17 protein-coding genes and 2 pseudogenes are annotated in these 19,824 nt (G+C 61.2%); 5 read left to right on the top strand and 14 right to left on the bottom strand.

The genetic code is table 11. The annotated features are described in order from the left end of the window. The first annotated feature begins 409 nt into the window (after positions 1-409). Entirely contained in the window at positions 410-487 is a 78-nt protein-coding gene (locus F6X42_RS45930; RefSeq protein ID WP_376776384.1) for a hypothetical protein, read from the top strand. Between the two features lie 651 nt (positions 488-1,138). Here the strand turns inward: F6X42_RS45930 and F6X42_RS19780 are convergent. From F6X42_RS19780 to F6X42_RS45925, 5 genes and pseudogenes are all read right to left on the bottom strand, one after another. After that, positions 1,139-2,737, bottom strand: coding sequence for a Kelch repeat-containing protein (locus tag F6X42_RS19780; RefSeq protein WP_187635833.1), 1,599 nt, complete (start codon positions 2,735-2,737; stop codon positions 1,139-1,141). 376 nt (positions 2,738-3,113) lie between these two features. Continuing rightward, positions 3,114-3,194 (bottom strand): annotated as a pseudogene (locus F6X42_RS19775) (IS6 family transposase); the annotation flags it as partial. Between the two features lie 60 nt (positions 3,195-3,254). After that, complete coding sequence (gene pqqA / locus F6X42_RS19770; protein WP_113062024.1) at positions 3,255-3,329, bottom strand: pyrroloquinoline quinone precursor peptide PqqA; 75 nt, start codon at positions 3,327-3,329, stop codon at positions 3,255-3,257. Between the two features lie 228 nt (positions 3,330-3,557). After that, complete coding sequence (locus F6X42_RS19765) at positions 3,558-5,579, bottom strand: hypothetical protein (RefSeq protein ID WP_187635832.1); 2,022 nt, start codon at positions 5,577-5,579, stop codon at positions 3,558-3,560. 99 nt (positions 5,580-5,678) lie between these two features. Next, positions 5,679-6,059 carry a transposase gene (locus F6X42_RS45925; RefSeq protein WP_376776382.1) on the bottom strand — a complete coding sequence of 127 codons (381 nt, stop codon included), beginning with the start codon at positions 6,057-6,059 and terminating at the stop codon, positions 5,679-5,681. 100 nt (positions 6,060-6,159) lie between these two features. Here F6X42_RS45925 and F6X42_RS19755 point away from each other — a divergent pair, with 100 nt between their 5' ends. Continuing rightward, positions 6,160-6,426 (top strand): hypothetical protein, encoded by a 267-nt coding sequence (locus tag F6X42_RS19755; RefSeq protein ID WP_027196908.1) that lies wholly within the window; start codon positions 6,160-6,162, stop codon positions 6,424-6,426. 1,201 nt (positions 6,427-7,627) lie between these two features. Here the strand turns inward: F6X42_RS19755 and F6X42_RS19750 are convergent. From F6X42_RS19750 to F6X42_RS19720, 7 genes and pseudogenes are all read right to left on the bottom strand, one after another. Then, a complete protein-coding gene (locus F6X42_RS19750; RefSeq protein WP_187635831.1) occupies positions 7,628-8,209 on the bottom strand; it encodes a hypothetical protein in 582 nt (193 codons plus the stop codon). Positions 8,210-8,291: 82 nt separating this feature from the next. Further along, positions 8,292-8,867 carry a hypothetical protein gene (locus F6X42_RS19745; RefSeq protein WP_187635830.1) on the bottom strand — a complete coding sequence of 192 codons (576 nt, stop codon included), beginning with the start codon at positions 8,865-8,867 and terminating at the stop codon, positions 8,292-8,294. A 594-nt stretch (positions 8,868-9,461) separates the two neighbouring features. Next, a complete protein-coding gene (locus F6X42_RS19740) occupies positions 9,462-10,391 on the bottom strand; it encodes a recombinase family protein (RefSeq protein WP_187635829.1) in 930 nt (309 codons plus the stop codon). Between the two features lie 47 nt (positions 10,392-10,438). Then, positions 10,439-10,891: pseudogene (locus F6X42_RS19735) on the bottom strand (MFS transporter); the annotation flags it as partial. A gap of 134 nt (positions 10,892-11,025) precedes the next feature. Continuing rightward, entirely contained in the window at positions 11,026-12,981 is a 1,956-nt protein-coding gene (locus F6X42_RS19730) for an aconitase family protein (protein ID WP_187635828.1), read from the bottom strand. Between the two features lie 133 nt (positions 12,982-13,114). Further along, positions 13,115-14,017 (bottom strand): LysR family transcriptional regulator, encoded by a 903-nt coding sequence (locus F6X42_RS19725; RefSeq protein ID WP_187635827.1) that lies wholly within the window; start codon positions 14,015-14,017, stop codon positions 13,115-13,117. Between the two features lie 104 nt (positions 14,018-14,121). Then, the gene (locus tag F6X42_RS19720; RefSeq protein WP_187635826.1) at positions 14,122-14,850 is read right to left on the bottom strand and encodes a 2OG-Fe(II) oxygenase; all 729 of its coding nucleotides are present in this window, start codon (positions 14,848-14,850) and stop codon (positions 14,122-14,124) included. Between the two features lie 207 nt (positions 14,851-15,057). On the opposite strand from F6X42_RS19720, the gene F6X42_RS19715 reads away from it, so the two are divergent. Beyond that, the gene (locus F6X42_RS19715; protein ID WP_187635825.1) at positions 15,058-15,705 is read left to right on the top strand and encodes a DsbA family oxidoreductase; all 648 of its coding nucleotides are present in this window, start codon (positions 15,058-15,060) and stop codon (positions 15,703-15,705) included. A 653-nt stretch (positions 15,706-16,358) separates the two neighbouring features. On the opposite strand, the gene ppnP is transcribed toward F6X42_RS19715, so the two are convergent. Next, entirely contained in the window at positions 16,359-16,679 is a 321-nt protein-coding gene (gene ppnP, locus F6X42_RS19710; protein WP_187635824.1) for a pyrimidine/purine nucleoside phosphorylase, read from the bottom strand. A gap of 260 nt (positions 16,680-16,939) precedes the next feature. Here ppnP and F6X42_RS19705 point away from each other — a divergent pair, with 260 nt between their 5' ends. Further along, the gene (locus F6X42_RS19705) at positions 16,940-17,326 is read left to right on the top strand and encodes a BON domain-containing protein (protein WP_187635823.1); all 387 of its coding nucleotides are present in this window, start codon (positions 16,940-16,942) and stop codon (positions 17,324-17,326) included. Between the two features lie 150 nt (positions 17,327-17,476). Here the strand turns inward: F6X42_RS19705 and F6X42_RS19700 are convergent, their stop codons facing one another. After that, the gene (locus F6X42_RS19700) at positions 17,477-18,262 is read right to left on the bottom strand and encodes a hypothetical protein (RefSeq protein ID WP_187635822.1); all 786 of its coding nucleotides are present in this window, start codon (positions 18,260-18,262) and stop codon (positions 17,477-17,479) included. 403 nt (positions 18,263-18,665) lie between these two features. On the opposite strand from F6X42_RS19700, the gene F6X42_RS19695 reads away from it, so the two are divergent. After that, positions 18,666-19,793 carry an L-dopachrome tautomerase-related protein gene (locus tag F6X42_RS19695; RefSeq protein WP_187635821.1) on the top strand — a complete coding sequence of 376 codons (1,128 nt, stop codon included), beginning with the start codon at positions 18,666-18,668 and terminating at the stop codon, positions 19,791-19,793. Positions 19,794-19,824: the final 31 nt, after the last annotated feature.

Genomic DNA, 19,824 nt, shown 5'->3' with positions numbered 1-19,824 from the left:
TGACCCCCTAGCCGCTGCTAGTGATCGCCCGCTGGGTGCCGGGACAAGCCAGCGATTGCCCCCATCCTGCTTGACCCGTTCGTGCCACAGGAGATGGATCAGTGCGCTGGGAAGCGACACCGGCAAGCTGCATGCGCAATGAAAACGGCTAGGCTAATTGCAATGCGAGCCGCTCCAGCACGGTCGCGATCGTTTATGGCCTTGCGAGAAATCGCCCTGAAAGGCGCCGCGAGTTCAGACGCGAGGGTCTTCCCGGTCACGACGATGCCGACCAAAGCGACTGGGGGGCCGTCCACGAACCCTGCAACGACGACCTTCGCAGGGCGAAGGACACACCTCACGCGAGATCGTCGAGGGCGGTGGTGCTGGTCGGGGATCGCACTTCGACACGCACCCGGTCGCCGATGAAATGCGCTTGCGGCGCCCCAGCGGCAACGAACTGGCCGTCACCCAGACGAAGCTCGCGATCTACGATGCGCAGCGCTAGCATGCGCAGACCAATCACGACGGCAATGGCGTGCTGGCCTATGCATCGAGGATGGTGAGCTCGCCCGGAACGCTAACTCCCAAACTGCGACGTGAGCAGTCGGCCGACCAAGACGCCCGGCTGACATCCGCCCCCGGGCTGCGCCGTGTTAGTAAGTGCAAGCTGTGACTGTCTCTCACGCGCAGAGAAGCTCTGATCACATGGAGTGACGGAGCTAACCGGCGAGCAAGCGAGGCGTGCGTCAGTTTTCGCCCAGCATCCGCTCTCCGCTGTGACCGATCGAATGGCCGTTGCACCTCGAAAACTGCCGTCAAGGTTGTGCAGGTTCAACGTCCGCAGTGGGTCGCAGGAGTAGGCAGTGCCGACTGGCCGCTTCCGGGAAGCGGAATTCCACTGGCCGCTTTCCGGCGATGAATTTGAAGAGCGGACTGACGCGACCCTGAGCCGTCGGTCGACCCACTGACGTGTAGTGGACGGCTTTTGTTCTGGAGCGGTCATTACTATGCCCCAGGAGACGTCACTTTTGGCGGCTCGCCCAAGGTTGGTCGGCAACCTGCTGCCCAATCCGGCATTATCGGCGAGCTCGCGTGCCCGGAGCGGCCTGCGGTCAGCGGGCGAAGGCCGCAGGCGTCCCGGATTCGGGTGTAACCCTCAGTTACCGTGGCACGTAATGGCGGCGTTTGATGCCCCACCGACTCCCTTGATCTGATCGCTCGTGATCGTGACGCACCGCGGCGTGGATGAGATTCCCGCGCCGCTCACGATAATCGAATAGTTTCCGGGTACCATGCCTGTCTTCAGAGTGAAATCGACCGTCTCCTCGTTCGCACCCTGACCGACGCCTGTCTTGGCCCAATTCGTGGTCCTTCCGTAATACACGTGGCCCGCCGCGTCCTGGAGGCGAACGATGGGGTAGTTTTCATCCGATTCAACATCGTCGCCGTAGCTTGATCCCGCGGATTGGCCATTCATGCGGACGCCGTGCAACGTGAAAACCCCTGCGCCGCTGTACTTGACGTTCGAAAAAACGGGCACCCATGATCGCTGTGGAGCGCCATCCGGGCTGTATACCCAGAGTTGGCGCGACGAGTCAGAGAAGAGTATCTGGCCGTTCGGCAACACCAGCAGCCTTGTGATAAATGCCGCAATGCTGCCAAGGTTAGAATCAGGAATGCTCGGCGACAGAGGCGTAATCGAATTTGCGACTGGGTCGTAATCAAACAGTTGCGTCGGAGGACTGAACAAACCGCTTGTGGGCCCGGCGTCCGCAGCAAAGACGACATGGCCGCTCGGTATCACCGCGCCGGGTGCATCGTCAGAACCAAAAAGAACCGATTTGCCGGCAAGCGAACCAAAGACATCCGGGCCGGGTGCCCACGTGTTGGTCGAGGGTGAGTACAGAGCGGTATGCCCGGTCGCACCGATACCAAAGATCTGCCCCTGAACTCCATTGCCACGAATTTTCAGGAACGGGCCAAGCTCGTATCCGATTGCGGCGCTGCTCAGGGCTGGAATGGTCCCGCGTGCAGAGCCGTCGCTCGGACTGATGCTCGACCACGTATGCGTGGTGGGATCGTAGGTCTCGGCATATTGACCATTCTGCGCGACGCTTTCGAAAAGGTCGTAGGTAAGTACTTTACCGCGGACCATCTTGACCCAGGTCTCCTCGTCGCTGCGATCTGGATAAACCTTGGATCCCCCAAACGACCACGAATTCGATGCGATATCGTAAAGGTAGGTTTGGTTTGTGAAAATCGACCCGGCGAGGATTTTCCCGTTCGGTAGCAACATCGAAGGATCATCTCCAAAGTACTGCTCCGGAAAGTCCGTTACGGGAGCCCACGTATTGGCCAGCGGATCGTACAACTCGCCCGTGTTCGTTATGTTCTGCTGGAGTGGGGTGCCGCTATATTCGCCGCCAAGAACCCAGACCTTGCCGCTCGGTAACACATTCAACGCAAAATACAGACGCGCCTTGCTCATCGGCGCCAAAGCGGACCAAGTGCCGTCCACATAGCTTCCGGTAGCGGAGGGGCTCAGGCGCAACCAGGTGTCGTAAGGATTTCCCTGCACCATGACTGTGCCGTCCGTCAACAGCACCATGGTCCCCACTCCACTGGGTGCAGCATTCGTCAGCTTTGTCCACGTTGCCGCGTGGCCTAACGTAGACCAGCCGAGCACACATACAATGGCGCAAGCAGACGCCTTGACCTTCGCCGCCTTAAGCACTCCATCAATTTCGATATCCATTGTGTTTTCCTAATCATTAGAACGACGTTGATTCGATTTCACCAGATAATGAACACCATCAACACCTGGCCGCTTCGGTGAATCTCTCCGTAGGAAAACGAGTTAATGTCCTCGACGACAGGCAACCACACCACGGCCAAAATGCGGTTTCTTGCCACGCGGAGAGCAGGTCCTTCAATGAAAAGAAGGATTGGAGAAGCCCATCGTTTATCTGTGCCGGGCAACGATGAGTGGTGCTGGGACGGGATGCTCGAGTGTTATAGCCACGCGGCGAGACAATATCAATCTGGGATTTTCGCCAAATCTTTGAGCACACGTCGGCGGATTCAGTTTTATCGAGCGGGTTGAGGCCGACAGCGATTACGACTCAACCCGGGCCTTTGACCTTGATATAACTTTCATCCATGCGCCAACTCCTGCCCACCGGGCGCTTGTGCTTGCGAAATGTCTTTTCGAAGCAGAGGTCAAACACAAACCGAAACCGCAAGGGGCCGCGGCGTGCGGCCCGGTTGCGGGCTTAACGCGTAGCGACATACATCACGATTTCAAAACCGAGGCGTACGTCGGTGTAGCTCGGAGTCGTCCATTGCATACGTGCTTTCTCCTTCGGTTGAAACAGCGGTTGGAACAGCGTTGCGCCGGCGGCCCGGCGAAATTTCATGCCCGGTGTCGACAGCAGCCGGCATCACATGCGAAGCTAGGGCTAGCCCTTATGTAAATGGTGACCACCAGTCTTTGCCTCGTTCAGATTGAAACCGATTGCAGCAGTTCTTCCATTAGCGCCAATCGGTTTCGGCACAAACTGGAATTGGCAAAGGCGTCAGTTCGTGGGCACCCAAGATTCAGGGTCGTCCTTGGCACGAAGAATTGTTTCCGCGTGCCACGCTCCACTGCTGAATGGGCCGAAGACGTGGACGGCCTTTCCGACCACGAGCGGAACGCTCAGGTGAGCCTGCTCGGCAGCCGAAGTGTCAACGAGCACAGGGGCTCCAGTCTGAGGTTGGATGGTTATTTGCAACGTGCCTACCGAAGTGACAATTCCGTAGATTTGGCTGGGCAGAGGTCCTGGCGGAGTAGCCGGGGGCGGGACTACGACCGGAGCGAGCGTCCCGCCCGGAGCGAAGATGTTCAGGGCTGCGAAGCTGGCCACAAAGACCTTGCCGTTGGCGACAGTGGGCACGATGTTGGCGTTGGCGCCGTGAGGCCAGGAGCCGGCGACGGACGAGAAGATCGGTGTTGTGCCACCTGAGGCGTCGAAGGCGTATAGCGTCACGTTGGCCGGCGCAGTAGTGGAGGTGGGGCGACCGACGGCCCAGATGATCGCGGACCCGGATGTTGTGCCGTTCGATGAAATCGTCGTGAAAAAGCCACCATCCTGGCCGGATTGGATGCTAGAAAACGATTTTTCCAGTTGCAGCGTCGCCGTTGCCGGAACCTTCCATAGTTTGATGCTTCTGCCGCCGCTGCTGACAACGCGGCGGACGCCGTCCGATCCCATAAAATACGATGGGCCGCACCAGCAGGAACCGAAATCGGCGATGGAACGCGCTCTGCCGGAGTCGTTGTGACCCATCGCGGCCCGGTCGATGAGGTACAGACGGCCGCGCTTTCCGCCGGCAACGAGCGTAGAAGCCGATTGTCCAGGGATGTCCGGTATAACCATGGCCCCACCGGCACCGAAATCGTCGTCCCTCGAATCTAGCGATGCGACACCATTAGTACCTGAAGGGGTGAAATAGTCCTGCAAGGTGGTCAAGTCGGCAGAGAGCCTCACCACGCTTTCCTGGATGTTGTTTGGAGGAGCGTAGGTCGTACCAGACGGGTCTGAGTTCCCGGTGACAGCGTACAGCACCCCCGACGGACCTGCGGCAATGCCATACCCGGACATCCAGATGGATGACAGAAAAAAGGTGTTGGGTGAAGTCGACAGCTTGTCCATCAACTGATTCGCAGGCAGCGGTGACAGCGTGCTCGCCTTCCATCCCAACAACCAGCCTCTCGACTCATCGGCGCGTATGTCGCAAAAGCTGCCGAAAGCGGCGTAGACGTTTCCGTTCGCCAGAAGAATACCGGCACGCTGGCGGCTGAACTGTGCGGCGAAATGGTGGGTCGTGCCGTTCGTCAGGGTATGCGAAGCCGAGACCGAGGTCGGAGAACCCGCTTTGTCAGCCAAGGTGGTGATGTCAAGAGCGTGGAGCCAATAGCTCGGCGTGCCGCCTACCAGCTTGAACGAGACCACATATAGCGTGTGGGTGCCCAGATCGATCACCGGCGTGGAGTTGATTCCCACGGTGGGGCCGTTGTTGCCACAGCCGCCGGGAAGCCTCGATCGCGGTACCGGAGTCCCGAGGTTCCGTTGGAGGAGCAGCTTGCCGGTGGAAGCCGAGTAGGCGTAAATGTTGTTGGCTTCGGTGGCGACGTATACGACATCCTGCGTTGTCCCGTTTACGCTCAACGCTGAAACAACCAATGGCTGCGCGTCGACCCAGTCGTTCACTGGGTCGCCGAGCTTGATTGCATGCGCGACGCCGAACGAACCGGCTCTGACGTTGGAAGGGGCAAGGGTCGTCTCGCTCGAATTCCAACCAGTACGATTCGTGTCGCCATGATAGGTCAACACGTTCGCGGACGTGGCCGCCAACGTATTGATCGGAGATGCCGTCGCGGCAGGAGCTAAGTCGGTGACTTCTGGAGATAAAGGCTGTCCAACTGACTGCCCGGACGCGACGGACATCCAGGCACCTAAAAAGACGGCGGCGAACAGATAGGATAGGAACGAAAAATGCCTCGCCGAAATTGCGCCGGATCCTTCGTTGTTAGGATTAAGCTTCGCGTTTTTCATGACAGTCCTGCCTTCTTTCCAAGGAGTTATGTAGCAGTTCGCTGGACGCGAAAATCTTCGCGTTTGATTAAACTTATTTCGTAAGCAATCCTGCGCCAGTCAGGACATAGGTGGCGTCCGCCATCCACCGTACGTTGGGTGCTTCGGCGCTGAATTGCCGGCGCACCGGTTCGGGCGCGCGCCGCGCACCCGGGTGCTGCCGCGTGGTGCGGGCCAGCGCCGCCGCCTTACGCCGCACAGACCGGCAAGGCGCATCAGGCGCGCCACGCGCTTGCGTCCGTGGTCACTGGCTGCAAGGTTGTCGCACAGCACTTTGGCGGCGAGATCTTGTACCACCGCCCGTTGTGATAGTCCCGAAACATGCTCGAGGTTCAAGCGGTGCTTGAGACGCTTGTACGCTTCTTCTATTCGCCAGCGCTGATGGTAGAGATCGCCAAACTGGCAGGCCGGATAGCGTGCGCTGTCGAGTAAATTGGTCATCACGACGCGCACTTTGCCGGTGGATACGACGTGACTGCGTGACGGACCAGGCGCACGGTCAGCGCCATGGTGCGAACTGGTCGCTTTCAGGCGGCGTGAAGTGGCGCCGCAGCCAGGCGAATTTTTCCAGTCGGTGCTGATCTATGCGCCTGGCAGGCTGAACCCGAACTACATGATGAACGTCAACCAGACGCTGCGGTTCGTGCTTCAGTTAGGTCTCTCTGAGGACCAGACCGCCTCCGGGTGGGGTAAGTGGCAGTTGCTTCAAGGGCACGGCGTGCACCCCGCGCCTCAGGGACCGGGACGGCAGTTTCATCTGGGCAATGTGTGGACCGTCGACGGCGTCATCGCCCTGCAGCAGCAGTAGCAGCGGGTCTGGCGCAAGCGGTGTCGCCGAAGCGCCGCGACGCTCCAGTGTAGTGGCCGCTGACAGGGCGTCCGCTTCCTGGCAGGTTGATTCGAACGGGCAGAGTCCACTTCTGGCCGACCAGCGCCCGATGAATGAACGCGGGGGTTTCCTCCTGCGCAGCTCTCATGCAAAAGGCAAATCCCGACCCACTTCGGCCCGTCGTCTCATCGAGACGACAAATGCCGCTTCCAATGTACAACAGACATTCGCGTGGTTGACTACCCGCGCAGCAAACCCGGGCATTCCCGGCGGCCGTGTCAGTTGTGCGTTCGGGATTCGCATGATTACGCGTTCTTCACGAGAACCTCGCGCTATTAGGAAGTGCTCCGCGACATCTTGATGGGGACCAAAGGGAGCGCCCCAGGCTGGCCGCTTGGACGAAACAATGGGTCGCTCAATAATGAATTGTCAGCGGCTCCGGGTAGTTCTGCGTGAGCGAGTAGGTGCTTTCGGCATACCAGCCTTTTACCATGTGGAGTCGGTCGGGACGACTGGTGTCAGGCGCGCACTTGCCGTGTGCTACGTACGACCGAAGAGTGACATCCGTTGTGTGGGTATCGGGCGCCACGTACGCCGTCGCGTCAGCACCCTCTCTCACGACTATCGAAGGCCTTAATATGTCCGATGCATCGCCGCCCGCAGGAACGACCGGAGGGCCACTGCAGTCCGTAGTCGGATATCCAAGGGATGATGCCAACCACCCCCATTGATACTGGGATGCAGGATACTGGCCCCCGCTGTCAAACGGCCGCGAAATCGGTACAAGAATGGTCGCTCCGCTAACATGCAGAACGACGCCCGGGAAAAAACCGAGTGTGACCACTGGCCCGACATTCTTTCCTGTTGCGTCGAAGACCTTCAGGACGCGATGTTCCCCTTGTTTGCCGGCTTCCGGGCCGTCGGAGCGGTTGCCATCACCTCCGTACGACAATGACGTTATACCCGAAGCGAGCAAAACAGCCACAAGCGATTTGCGCATTTGAAATCTCCCTTGGCGGTGACGGGGTAGGCGGCCCTAAGGTCCGTGCTCCTTGCCGCCGTCGAGTAGTGCTACCTTCCGGCGCGCCAGTCCGATGTACGAGTCGAAAGAGTGGCTGTGCCAGATGGTTAGCGATAGGTGCTGAGTCAAGCTGACACAAGGCGCTTTATGAACGGGCGCTCAATCATGAATTGTCAGCGGCTCAGGGTAATTCTGCGTGAGCGAGTAGGCGCTTTCGGGAATCCAACCTTTATCACTGATGGAGGGGGGCACCCTGGGGTAGCATTGGGCCGGGGACCCTGCCCGATACGTCAGGGCAGTGATATCCGCTGAGTAGGTGTCGGGCGCGATGTACACCGTTGCGTCAACACCCTGTCTAACGACTACTGAGGGCCTCAATGTCTCCGTTATATCGCCAATGATTAACGGGGGCCCACTGCAGTCAGTACTCGAATAAAAACTGATGTCATCGGAGAATTTGCCCGACCACTTATATTGGGACGCAGTAATCTGGCTACCGCTGTCGGATACCCGTCGAATCGGTACAAGAATGGTGGCTCCGTTAACATCGAGAACGACGCCTGCCGCCGAGCCCGCGGCGACCAGTGGCCCGACACTCTTTCCTTGAGCGTCGAAGACCTTCAGGGCACGATGGTCACCTCGTTCGCCCGTTTCCCGGCCATCGGCGCGGCTGCCATCGTGACCGTATGACAGTGACGTTACACTTAAAGCGAGCAAACCAGCCACAAGCGATTTGAGCATTTCACATCTCCTATATCGGCGACGCGATCAGACGGCCCCGGGGAACTTGCAGTCTTGCCGACACAAATTTTATCAACAGCGATCAATAATGAATTGTCAGCGGCTCCGGATTGTTCTGCGTGAGCGAGTAGGTGCTTTCCGCCTGCCAGCCTGGTACATTAAAGGGAAAGGGCGAAGATGAAACGCAATCGCCGTTAACCAATGACGACCTCAAGGTGACGTCCATTGAGTAAGTGTCGGGTGCCACGTATACCGTCGCGTCAGCACCCTGTCTAACGACTGAGGAGGGTCTCAATTTCGCGAATATGTCATCAATAACAGGAACCCCACTGCAGTCCGAAGTTGGATATTTAGCAGGGTTGAAGTCGCCAGCCCATTCATACTGGGAGGCAGAAATCTGACCACCGCTGTTGGACGCCCGCTGAATCGGTACCAGAATGGTGGCTCCGTTAATGTTGAGAACGACGCCGGCCGTCCGGGGAGGGCTCGAGACCGAGACCAGTGGCCCGACACTCTTTCCTTGAGCGTCGAAGACCTTCAGGACGCGATGCTCTCCACGTTCGCCATTTTCCCGGCCGTCGGAGCGGTCGCCATCGCCACCGTAAGAGAGTGACGTTACGCTCAAACAGAGCAAAGCAGCCACAAGCGATTTGCGCATTTGATATCTCCTTTTGTCGGTGACGTGGTCAGACGGCCCCGGGCACCCGCGGTCTTCGGGTTCTCGAAGGAAGGGAGGTTCCACGTGCCATTGATTGACGCGAAGCTCATCCGGGGCGGGCCAGCGAGCAGAGTGGTACGGGAAATGCGGTCGCCGCTTCCGGTGCGATCGATGCGATGCCTCGCTCCTGCCGCCGTCGAAAGGCGCTACCTTTCTGTGCGGCGGTCTGACGGACGAGCAAAGAGATTAATCGAATAGTTAAAGATAGATGCTGAGTCGAGCTAAGACAAGGCCGTTTGTGGCCTCTTTGAGGCGGCGAATATTCGGCAGGGTATTGTCGATTTTCTAATTGGCGCAGGCCAAACGCTTGACATAAGGATCGCTGATTATGCGGCAATGCGATCCAGCATCGGACTGTCCGTTACGGTTGTCCATGCCTTTCCCACGCCTGCTTGCGGGCCTGCCCTTCTATTGCGCCTTCGCGTGGTAGCGGCAGTGGCAGCCCAATTCCCCAGACGCCCGTCTACGGCGGCACATCGGCGTCGCGGACGTGCCGCTGCCGGTCGGTTACGGATGGCACATTACGACCGCTCCTCAGCGTATGCGTCGACGTCGTGTCTGCTGTCGAATGCGAAGGAGACGTTCGAGCGTCCACATCCAGACATTCCCCAATGTCCCTTCATGGCCGATTGGGTGCCCACCGGTAGTGAACACCTTGTCGCCTACCAGCGCGCGGGAAGTGATAGTGCGATTGATCGCGGCGACCGGGTAACGCTCGCTGACCGACAGGCCTTCTTCTTCGAGCCGCTGCGCCGTACCGAGCCCGCCATATCCGGCCCGGTAGAGTTCTATCGCGCGCCGCCATGCTGCCGCTTTCTCCGGGATCAATTCGAACCGTGCGAGCTTGTCCGGGTTATCGATGTAGCGCACCCACGAAGGGGCTTGCGTGGGACTACCGACCAGCCCGCGAAACTTGCCTTCGATCCACTGCTCGGCACGCTTGCGGAACGCGTCCCCGACAAGCTGGCTTTTGCGGTCGCTTTCTTCGTGCGCGCGAATCATCGACAGTACGCTATAGATGAGGCTCATCGGGTCGGCGCGCAGGCTGTCTGCGTTGTACTCGCGATTGTCGGTCGCGGTGACGACCGTAATCCCGGCATTGACGATGCTGGCAAGCTGCGCCTGAGCATCCAGCGCGCTCGCGCGCGAAAGGCGGTCGAAGTTTTCGACGATCAGAACCGAGCCCCAAGGGATGCGGCCTCCCTCAACGGCTTTGAGGAACGCGCCGAGAGCGCCCTTCTTGATGTGCTTCTGGTGGTAGGCGCTCAGGCCTTCGTCGCGCATCGTGAGCGACTCGTCCTGCTCGAGGCTATGCGAGGCCGCCCACTTCGCGGCGTACTCTGCCTGACGCTCGGCGCTCGTGCCGGCTGCCTGCTTCAGCGAACTGAACCGCGTGTAGCTGTAGACTCTGCCAGGGGGATGGGAAGGCGCGAGTTTGCGCGCTGATTGACGTACGGGTGCCATCTGGATTCGACCAAAAAAACGGGTGGAATCCTAAGTATATATTCAATAACCGCGAGCTTTGCCGCGGTGTACCAAAGCAGCGAATAGGTGAACACCGCGCGCCGGCCGAAGCGATCCGCGAGGAAACCGCACGCGATCGTGCCGATAAACAGGCCGCTGAACAGCGCGGCGATGAAACTCGCGACGCCCGTCGAGCCGAACAGGCCATGCGTGGTCGCGCTCAGCATGCCGCTTTTCACGAGGCCCGGCGCGATGTAGCCGGAGTACAGCAGGTCGTAAAGTTCGAAGAAGAAGCCGAGGCTCAGCAGCGCCACGAGCTTCCAGATCGAGCGCGTGGCGGGCAACCGGTCGAGGCGCGCCGAAATACTGCCGGCGTCGAGCGATGCGTGACCCGACGCCTGGTCGGCGGTGCTGCTGGCGGTGCTGCTGGCCACCTCGGTGAAATGCGCCGTGTTGCCGCCGCTGCGCGCGACGGACCCCGCGTGATCGGGGGATGCCATATTGCCTGTCTCCTTCTGTTGCGACTGCTTTTACGGCAACGCTGATCGCTCGCCGCGGCCGGTTCGATGCCGGCCTTGCGTACTGTCGCGCGTCGCACGCACCACGATGCCTCAGCCGGAATCCGGCCTGCATTCTAGCCGTGCACGCGCTGCAATTGCTCGAACGTGGTGATTTTTCCGGCCAGCGCGCTCGCCGCAACCGTGTATGGACTCGCGAGCCACACGTCGCCCGGCCCCGAACGGCCGGGGAAATTCCGATTGATCGCGCTGATCGTCACGTCGCCGGCGTTGGCCGATTGTCCCGGCCCGCAGTTCGCGCACGAGCCGCAGCCGGGCATCACAAGCGTCACGCCCGCGCGCTCGAACACCGGCAGATAGCCCTGCTCCTCGCAATACGCGCGCACCGCCATCGTGCCGAACTGCAGGAACAGACGCGTGCGCTCTGGCACACGCAGCCCGTGCTCGACGCCCCAACGCAGCACCTCGTGATAGAAATCGAAGTCCTCGCGCTTGCCCGCCGTGCACGAGCCGCCATACGCGATATCGATCGCGACGTCCTGGTCAAGCTGAGGCGCTGGCACGCCGTTGCCGGGGTCGCCCGGACGCGCGAGCATCGGTTCGATCTCGTTCGCATCGAGATGGATCGTGTCGCGATAGATCGCGCCCGCGTCGCTTTTCATCCAGCTTTCCAGCACGAAATCGACGCCGCGCCGCTCCTTCAGGAACGCGACCGTGCGCTCGTCCGGCTCGACGATACCGGTGAAGCCGCCGAGTTCCGCGACCATGTTGGTCAGCGTCGCGCGTTCGTCGATCGACATCGCACGCACCGCCGCGCCGCCGTATTCGAACACGAGGCCGATCGCGCCGCCCGAGCGGATTGCGTCCATCCGCAACAGATGCAGCACGACGTCCTTCGCGGTCACGCCATCGCGCAACTTGCCGTCGATCTCGATGCGCAGCGTCTGCGGCACCTTGCAGCGCACGTAGCCCGTGACCCAGCTATTGGCGATGTCGGTCGCGCCCGCGCCGAACGCGAGGCAGCCGAGCGCGCCCGCATGCGGGGTGTGCGAATCGGTGCCGCACGCGACCTGCCCCGGCAGCGCGTATTGCTCGGCCATCAACGCATGACAGATGCCCTCAGAGCCGGGCACGCCGTCGAGCGCGCCGTGCGAGCGCACCGGGTAGTCGCGCGAAAACGACGCGTGACCTGCCATCAGATTTGCGACGCCGGGCAGCAGACCGTCGCGCACGTGCGGGATGCTCTGCGGCGCGAGCACCAGATGGTCCTGAAACGCGATGATGTGATCCGGCGCATGCAGCGGCGCGGGCATGCCGAACGCGCGATGCATCAGATGCGCGCACATGCCGGTGAAATAGTCGTGGCTGAAGCGCCAGTCGGCGGCGATGAACACGCCGTCGCCGCGCTGCGCGCTTGCAGTGCCCGGACGCAGATGACGGTCGATGATTTTCTCGACCAGCGTTTTCGGCTCGGCGCCCGATGCGTCGTTTGCGGCATCGCTCGCGCGCTCGCCCGGCGCGGGCCAATCCGCGAACCGGCTATACGCGAGCAGCCCGCCGCTGCGGATGATCTGCTGCGTGAGCGCGTCGCGACCCTTCAGGAATTCGTCGATCGGCACCGCTTCGCCTGCGAGCAGTCGATCGAGCACGGAAAAATCCGTCGTGGTCAGAATGCCGATGTTGTCGCAGTTTTGCTGATAGATACGCTCGAAGCTCTCCGCAACGATAAGCCGGATGCCCGCCGACAACTCCGCGAGCGGGCTCGATTCACGCGACGAGCCCTTGCCGTAGCGCTTGCCCGCCACAGTCACACGAAAGCCGCCGTCCTTCACCGCATTGCGGCCGATCGGCAAACGCTCGCCGGCCTTGAAGCCGACGTACGGGTACTGGCCGAGACGCTCGTCGTAGGTGAGCATCACGGTGACGGGCGTGATCTCGTCCGTCGACACGTTGTCGCGCAACGGCCCCGCCGTCTCGTGGGTGAAATTTTCGCCGGCCAGTTGCGCATCGATCACGGCCGGGTCCTGCGACAGGTACAGCACGCGGCCGTCCAAACGAATCGTATCGCTCATCACTGCATTCTCCTTGCGCTCACTATACGGCGCGCAAGGCCGATGCCGAAGTGCCCGTGCGACAACGCTGCCGTCTCGTTTCGCGAATGCTCGAGGTTGCGCGGCGGTGCGGCGTGCGTGTATGTGCGACCGTCTAAGGCTGATTGCCGAGGAACGACACCAGCGCGGCCGCGCTCGCGCTCAACTGCTCGCGTGCCTTGAAGATGATGATCAGATGGCGCTCCGCCCACGGATCGGCAAGCGGCAGCAGCCGCACGTCGAGCGTGTTCAGGTACAGCAGTCCGGCTGGCTCGGGCACGATCGCGATGCCGAGCCCCGCATGCACCATCCGGCACAGCGCATCGAGACTGCTCACGCGCATTCGCACGTCGAGCTGCCGGCCCGCGCTCGCCGCCTGTTGCGCGAGCAGACGCGTGAGCGCGCTTTCGCTGCGCAAGCCGACGAAGCTGTCGTGCAGCAGATCGTCGAAACCTACGCGCGCCGCGCCGGCGAGCCGATGCCCGCCCGGCACCAGCACCGCGAGCCGGTCCTGCCGGTACGGCAACTGCTCGAACGCCTCACTGCCCGCGACCGGATTGCAGATGCCGAAGTCCGCGCCGTGTTCGTCGACGATACGCAGCACGTCCGCGCTGTTTTCTTCTTCGAGTTCGATCGATACATCCGGAAACGCGCGGCCGAACGCGGCCACGTCTTCAGGCAGAAACTGCACGATCGACGACAGATTCGCGACCACCCGCACGCGCCCTTTAACGCCCGCCGAAAAGCGCGACAGCTCCGCGCTCATCTGCTCGATATTGCCGATGATCGCGAGCGCGTAGCGCAGCACGGTTTCGCCGACCGGCGTCACGGTTATGCCGCGCGACTGCCGCTGAATCACCGGCAGGCCGATCAGCGCCTCGAGCTCGGCAATGCGCCGGCTCACCGCCGACGACGCGATGAACTCGCGCTCGGCCGCGCGCGCGATATTGCGCTCCTGGCATACGGCGACGAACAGGCGCAGCGAAGTGAGGTCGAGTTTCTTGAGCAGGTTTTCCATGGGACGAAGCGACGGGTCTGACGACAATGGCGGCGGCTCGCCGCAATCGTGGCCGTTATCGTCTCACGGCGGCCAGGGTTGCGCCATTGCCCCGACCGCGGTCCTCACAACGCATCATGAAAGATGATGCCGATCGTATGCCGATGCCCCGAGCGCAGGCGGCTCACACCATGCCGCAGATTCACGCGATACGGTCCGCGCGTGCCCTGCACGGGCCGGCTGTTCACGGTGAACACGACCGCGTCGCCCTTCGCGAGCGGCACGACTTCAGCGCGCGACTGCATGCGCGGACGCTGCTCGGTCATCACGAACTCGCCGCCGGTGAAGTCGCGCCCCGGCTCCGACAGCAAGACCGCAACCTGCAGCGGGAACACGTGTTCGCCGTACAGGTCCTGATGCAGACAGTTGTAATCGCCCTCGCCGTATTGCAGGATCAGCGGCGTCGGACGCACCTGGCCGGCGTCGTGGCAGCGTCGAATGAAGTCCGCGTGCTTCGGCGGATAGCGCACGTCGATGCCCATTGCCAAGTTCCAGCGGTTCGCGATCGGCGCGAGGCGCGGATACAGTGCGCCGCGCAAGCCGCCGACGAGCGGCGGCAGCGGATACGCAAAGTACTTGTATTCGCCGCGGCCGAAGCCATGGCGCGCCATCACGATGCGGCTGCGATACAGCGAGTCGCGTGCATAGAGCGCGCTCAGCGCGTCGCATTCGCGCGACGTCAACAGTTGCGGCACGGCCGCGCAACCGTACTGATCGAGATCGTGTTCGATCCGCGGCCAGTCGAGTGCGTCGACGCGTTGGTGGATCGTTTGGGTCGGAGCGATTGCGTTCATCGTCGATCGGGGGCGGCCGGGCTCGTTGCCCGCGCCGTGAAAGTGGCTCGATGAGCTTAGTGTACGAGTGTGGTGGCGGGAAAACACTCCGGGTCTTGCGGTCGAATTCGGCCGCGCTGCACGGGCGAACGATTCACGCTACGCTGTTGGTATTGTGACGGCCGCATTTTTTAGGCTGCATCGCAGTTCATTTCGCCAGGGACAACCATGAAACAGCAGCTCACCATCGATTTCGTTTCGGACATCGCCTGCCCGTGGTGCGCGATCGGCTTGTCGTCGCTGCAGCTCGCGCTCGCGCGGCTTCAGGACAAGATCGACGCGCGTATCGTCGTGCATCCGTTCGAACTGAATCCACAGATGGGACCGGACGGCGAAGACATCGTCGAGTATCTCGGCAAGAAATACGGCCGCACGGCCGCGCAAATCGCCGAAACGCAGGCGATGATCCGTGAACGCGGCGCGAGCGTCGGCTTCGATTTCGGACCGCGCACACGCACCTACAACACGTTCGACGCGCATCGCCTGCTGCATTGGGCCGGCCTGAAGGGCCAACAGTTGCCGCTGAAGCTCGCGCTATTGCGCGCGTATCACGCCGACGGCAAGAATCCGGGAAATCATGACGTGCTGGTCGAAGCGGCGGAGTCGGTCGGACTCGACGCCAGCGAAGCACGTGACGTGCTGACGAGCGGCGCGTATGCCGGCGAAGTGCGCGAAGCGGAAAAGAACAATCAGGAAATGGGCATTCAATCGGTGCCGTCGATCATTTTCAACCGTCGCTATCTGGTGACCGGTGGCCAGCCGGTCGAGCAATTCGTGCAGGTGATCGAGGAGATTGTGGCGAAGGAGATGGCGTAAGATCCTGTCAATTGTATGGTTTTTTACCCTTCTTTTTTCTCTGTTTTTGAGGCGTTGGCCTTTTCTTGAATTGTTATCGGTCTATTCGCGTTGCCCCTGTGCGGGGCGGCACCTACTTTCTTTGCTGCTGCAAAGAAAGTAGGCAAAGAAGACAGCTCAAACCGCAAATTCTTAAGCGGGTCCCTCGATCCGCGCGTGGCAGTGGTGCATCTGGAATCTGTGCTCCCGCACATTCGGCGCTAGTGACAAGACAGTCATTCTTCCGGCGGCGCTGCGCGCGCCGAAACCCCGTTCCAAAACCACCGGTTGTTTCGGCGCATCGCCGAGGCGTACTCGACGGCCCCTGCCGCGCGGGCAAAACCGTTGGTTTCCCTGGCAGACCCGTCCGCGACGCACGCAGTGCAGAGTGGGAAGGATGACGGCGTTGTCACTAGCGCCGAATGTGCGGGAGCACAGATTCCAGATGCACCACTACCCCCACCAAGCCAAGGGACCCACTTATGAGTTTGCGGTTTTAGCTGTCTTCTTTGCTTACTTTCTTTGCAGCAGCAAAGAAAGTGAGTGCCGCCCCGCACAGGGGCAACGCAAATAGACCGATAACAATTCAAGAAAAGGCCAACCAAATATCCCATCGCACGCGCGTTAAAAACCGCTTACAGATAGCTGCAAACGTAGTCCAGCGTTTCAACCACATCGATATCGAAGCGGCTCTTGCCCGGCACCGAAAACGATTCGCCCGCGCCATAGGTCTTCCACTCGTCGCTGCCGTCGAGGCGGATGCGGCATGTGCCCGCCTGCACTTCCATCAGTTCCGGCGCGTCGGTGCCGAAGTTCAGCGTGCCGGGCAGGATCACGCCGAGCGTCTTGCGCGTGCCGTCGGCGAACAGCACGGTGTGCGACACGCACTTGCCATCGAAGTACACGTTGGCTCGTTTGACAACAGAAACCTGGTCGAATTGCGTTGCAGCCGTCATCGCGGTCTTCCTCTGGCTAATCGTAAATGGATGCGTTGCGGCCCGGTGGGCGCGGCAGACGGCGCGCGATCCGCGCAGGCCGCCCGCACGGGGCTCTGGTCCGGGCGCGAGCCCGCCATCATACAGGCGATTGATGGCGCCAATACGGTAAAGTCTGGCAGAACCACATCGACATCCACTCGGCCTCGATCGCATGCGCGGCATCACGCGCTAATGGAAAGACTCGCGCGTGGTTCAACCCAGGCGGTACAGGAGGACATGTGAGAAAAGACAGCGCGCGCACCATAATCGGCGCGATTGCCGCAGCAGTGATTGCAATCGGCACAGCGACCTGTGCGAATGCGCAAACCAATGGCGCGATGCCGAACGATGCATCCGCGCCAAGCCAATCCATCGCGGCGTCGACGGCTCGCAACAGACCCGATAGCGAACTCGCGCGCGACGTGCGGCGCGCGCTCGCACGCACACCGAACCTGCATTCAACGGCGATTCACGTGCAGACGCGCCACGGCATCGTGACGCTGACCGGTTGGGTGCCGCAGCGCGCTCAGGTGCAGCGCGCCGGCAGTGTCGCCAGATCGGTGCGCGGAGTCAGACAGGTGAATAACCGTCTGAATGTGCGCACGAGAGGTGCCAGCGGTCATTAGCGCCACGCGAATAATAGAAAGTACTCAGCCCGACACGAATGCGCCGGGCTGAGTACTTTCTATTGAGCATTCAATCGATGCGCGCGAGTAGTCGCCGCGGCGCCGCAGCGCTCCATTCTTGCGGAAAGCCGCCACGACACGCGTCATACCTCAACGCCACATACGATAGCTGTAGACCGGTGCGCGATACGCATACACGCGCGGCTGCGCCCAGTAGACCGGCGGACGATAAACCTGATAAGTGACAGGCGCGGCGGGTTGAACCACCGTTTCCACGACCGGCGACATTTCATCGTACTGCTGCGGATAAATCGGCACGTATTGCACGGGCGGCACGGGCGGCTGAGGATAGTCCTGCCGTACGTACACCGGCTGGTTGTCGGCATAGACCGGTTGCATCTGCGCGTAGGCCGGCGCCTGCTGGTACTGCATGGGCGGCGGCGCGTATTGCGGCTGCTGGTACACCTGCTGATATTGCTGTTGCGGCGGCGGTTGCGGCACCTGACGTTGCGCGTACTGGGCCGGCTGCGGCTTCCGAGGTTGCGGCGGAATGCTCGTGTACTTCGAGTTATCGTCTTCGGGGACGCCTGATGGCAGCGGCGGCACGTCGACCCGCGCGACATCGGTCTTGGCGGGTCGCCGCTGACCGTGATTGTGCGCGTCGATCATTGCCTGGTAATCGGCCTGATCCTGTTTGCCGCGATTGACATAGCCATTGCGATACGCGCGGGCCACGTCCGACATCTTCGCATTCGGATCTTCCTTCATGCCATCCGCATTGACCATGTACTCGTTCGGACTGAGCGAGCCGGCCGGCACCTCGTCGTCGGACGCATACGCCGCTTCGGGTCCGTCGGCCCACGCTGGATAACACTGCAGCGTTAGCGCCGAAGCGACCGTCGTCACCCCGAGCCCCCAAAGCGTCCTTGTTCTCATGATCCACCTCGCGGCCGACTAAGAGTATTGAAAGTCGAATTTTTTACTTGCATGCGTGGCTATTTCTTGTGCGCGTGCAATTGCTATTTTTTAGCACATTCCTTTGACGTCGGCATTATTTTTTCTTTGCAAATGAGCGCTGTAGCGCACGAGTGACACTGCGCGTCCAATGCGAGGCAGGAGAAACCCTGAGAGTCAAAGTTGCCGAATTGGGCCGGTCGGTACGGCGGCGCAACCAGCCGTTCTCTGCTCGCGCGAAAGTCAAACAATTTGCATAAAGGGCGGTTCGCAATCACCCCGAATACCTTCCGAAAAAATTCGCGGATGACGATCCGCTTTATCTTTGCACGCGGCATTCGCTATGCTGAATAAGGACATTTCTATTCTGTGTCGGAGACAGCCCATGAAAGATACCGCCATGCCACGCGCCGCGGACCGGGTTCCGCTGACCGCCGCGCCTGCATCGAGCGCCGGTGACGAGGGCTCGCGGCCACATCTGCGCGAGATTGCGTCGTTCGGGCATCAGGTGACCGGCGTCGCCGTCGCCCCGGACGGACGGATCTTCGTCAACTTCCCGCGCTGGACGGAAGACGCGCCGATCTCCGTCGGCGTACTCACGCCCGATGGCGACGTCCGTCCCTATCCCGACGATCGATGGAATGGCTGGCGCAATGCCAGGCGCGACGAGTTGGACCCGCGGGATCGCTGGGTCTGCGTGCAGGCGATGTCGTGCGATTCGCAAAACAACCTGTGGGTCCTCGACCCTGGCGCGCCGGTCCAGGGGTTCGTCGTACCGGGCGCCCCTAAACTGGTCCGCATCGATCTTGCGACGGATAGCGTCGTCGGCTGCATGGCGTTCACGCTCGAGATCGCGCCTCAGGGCAGTTACCTGAACGATGTGCGCGTCAGTCCCGACGGACGTTTCGCCTACATCACGGACTCCGGTACGCGCGGCGCGATCGTGGTGGTCGACCTCGGCACCGGGCATGCGCGCCGCGTGCTCGACGGGCATCCATCGACGCAAATCGATCCGGGCGTCACCGTCCATGCAGCCGGCGCACCGTTGCGGCGTCCCGATGGACGCGGCGTTGAATTTTCGGCCGACGGCATCGCGCTGACCCGGGATGGACTGTATCTGTACTGGCAGGCCATGAAGGGCAAAACGCTTTACCGCGTGCCGACCGAAGCGCTTCACGATACCGCGCTCGCGGCCGACGAAGTCGGCAGCCGCGTCGAGAAAGTGCTCGAGCATCGCCCCGCCGACGGGCTGCATATCGACCGGGCGGGACGCCTGCTGATTACCGCGGTGGAAGAGCACGCGGTGAAGGTGTGGGACGGCACGACATTGACGACACTGCTGCACGAGCCCGGCTTGCGATGGCCGGATACGTTCGCGGAGGGGCCGGACGGCACGATATACCTGACCGATTCACGCATTCCCGAGATGAACTGGTTCAAGCCGGGCCATCCCGACGCGCTGCCTTCCAGGTTGCTGGTCATTGCCGAGCCCACTTCGTCAACGGGCGCTTGAACAGGCGGCTGAACGCGCATTCGCGCGGTCT

This window comes from Paraburkholderia podalyriae (assembly GCF_014397785.1).
Taxonomy (GTDB): domain Bacteria; phylum Pseudomonadota; class Gammaproteobacteria; order Burkholderiales; family Burkholderiaceae; genus Paraburkholderia; species Paraburkholderia podalyriae.
The sequence above is the reverse complement of the archived record's forward strand: the minus strand, read 5'-3'. Positions and strand labels throughout refer to the sequence as shown.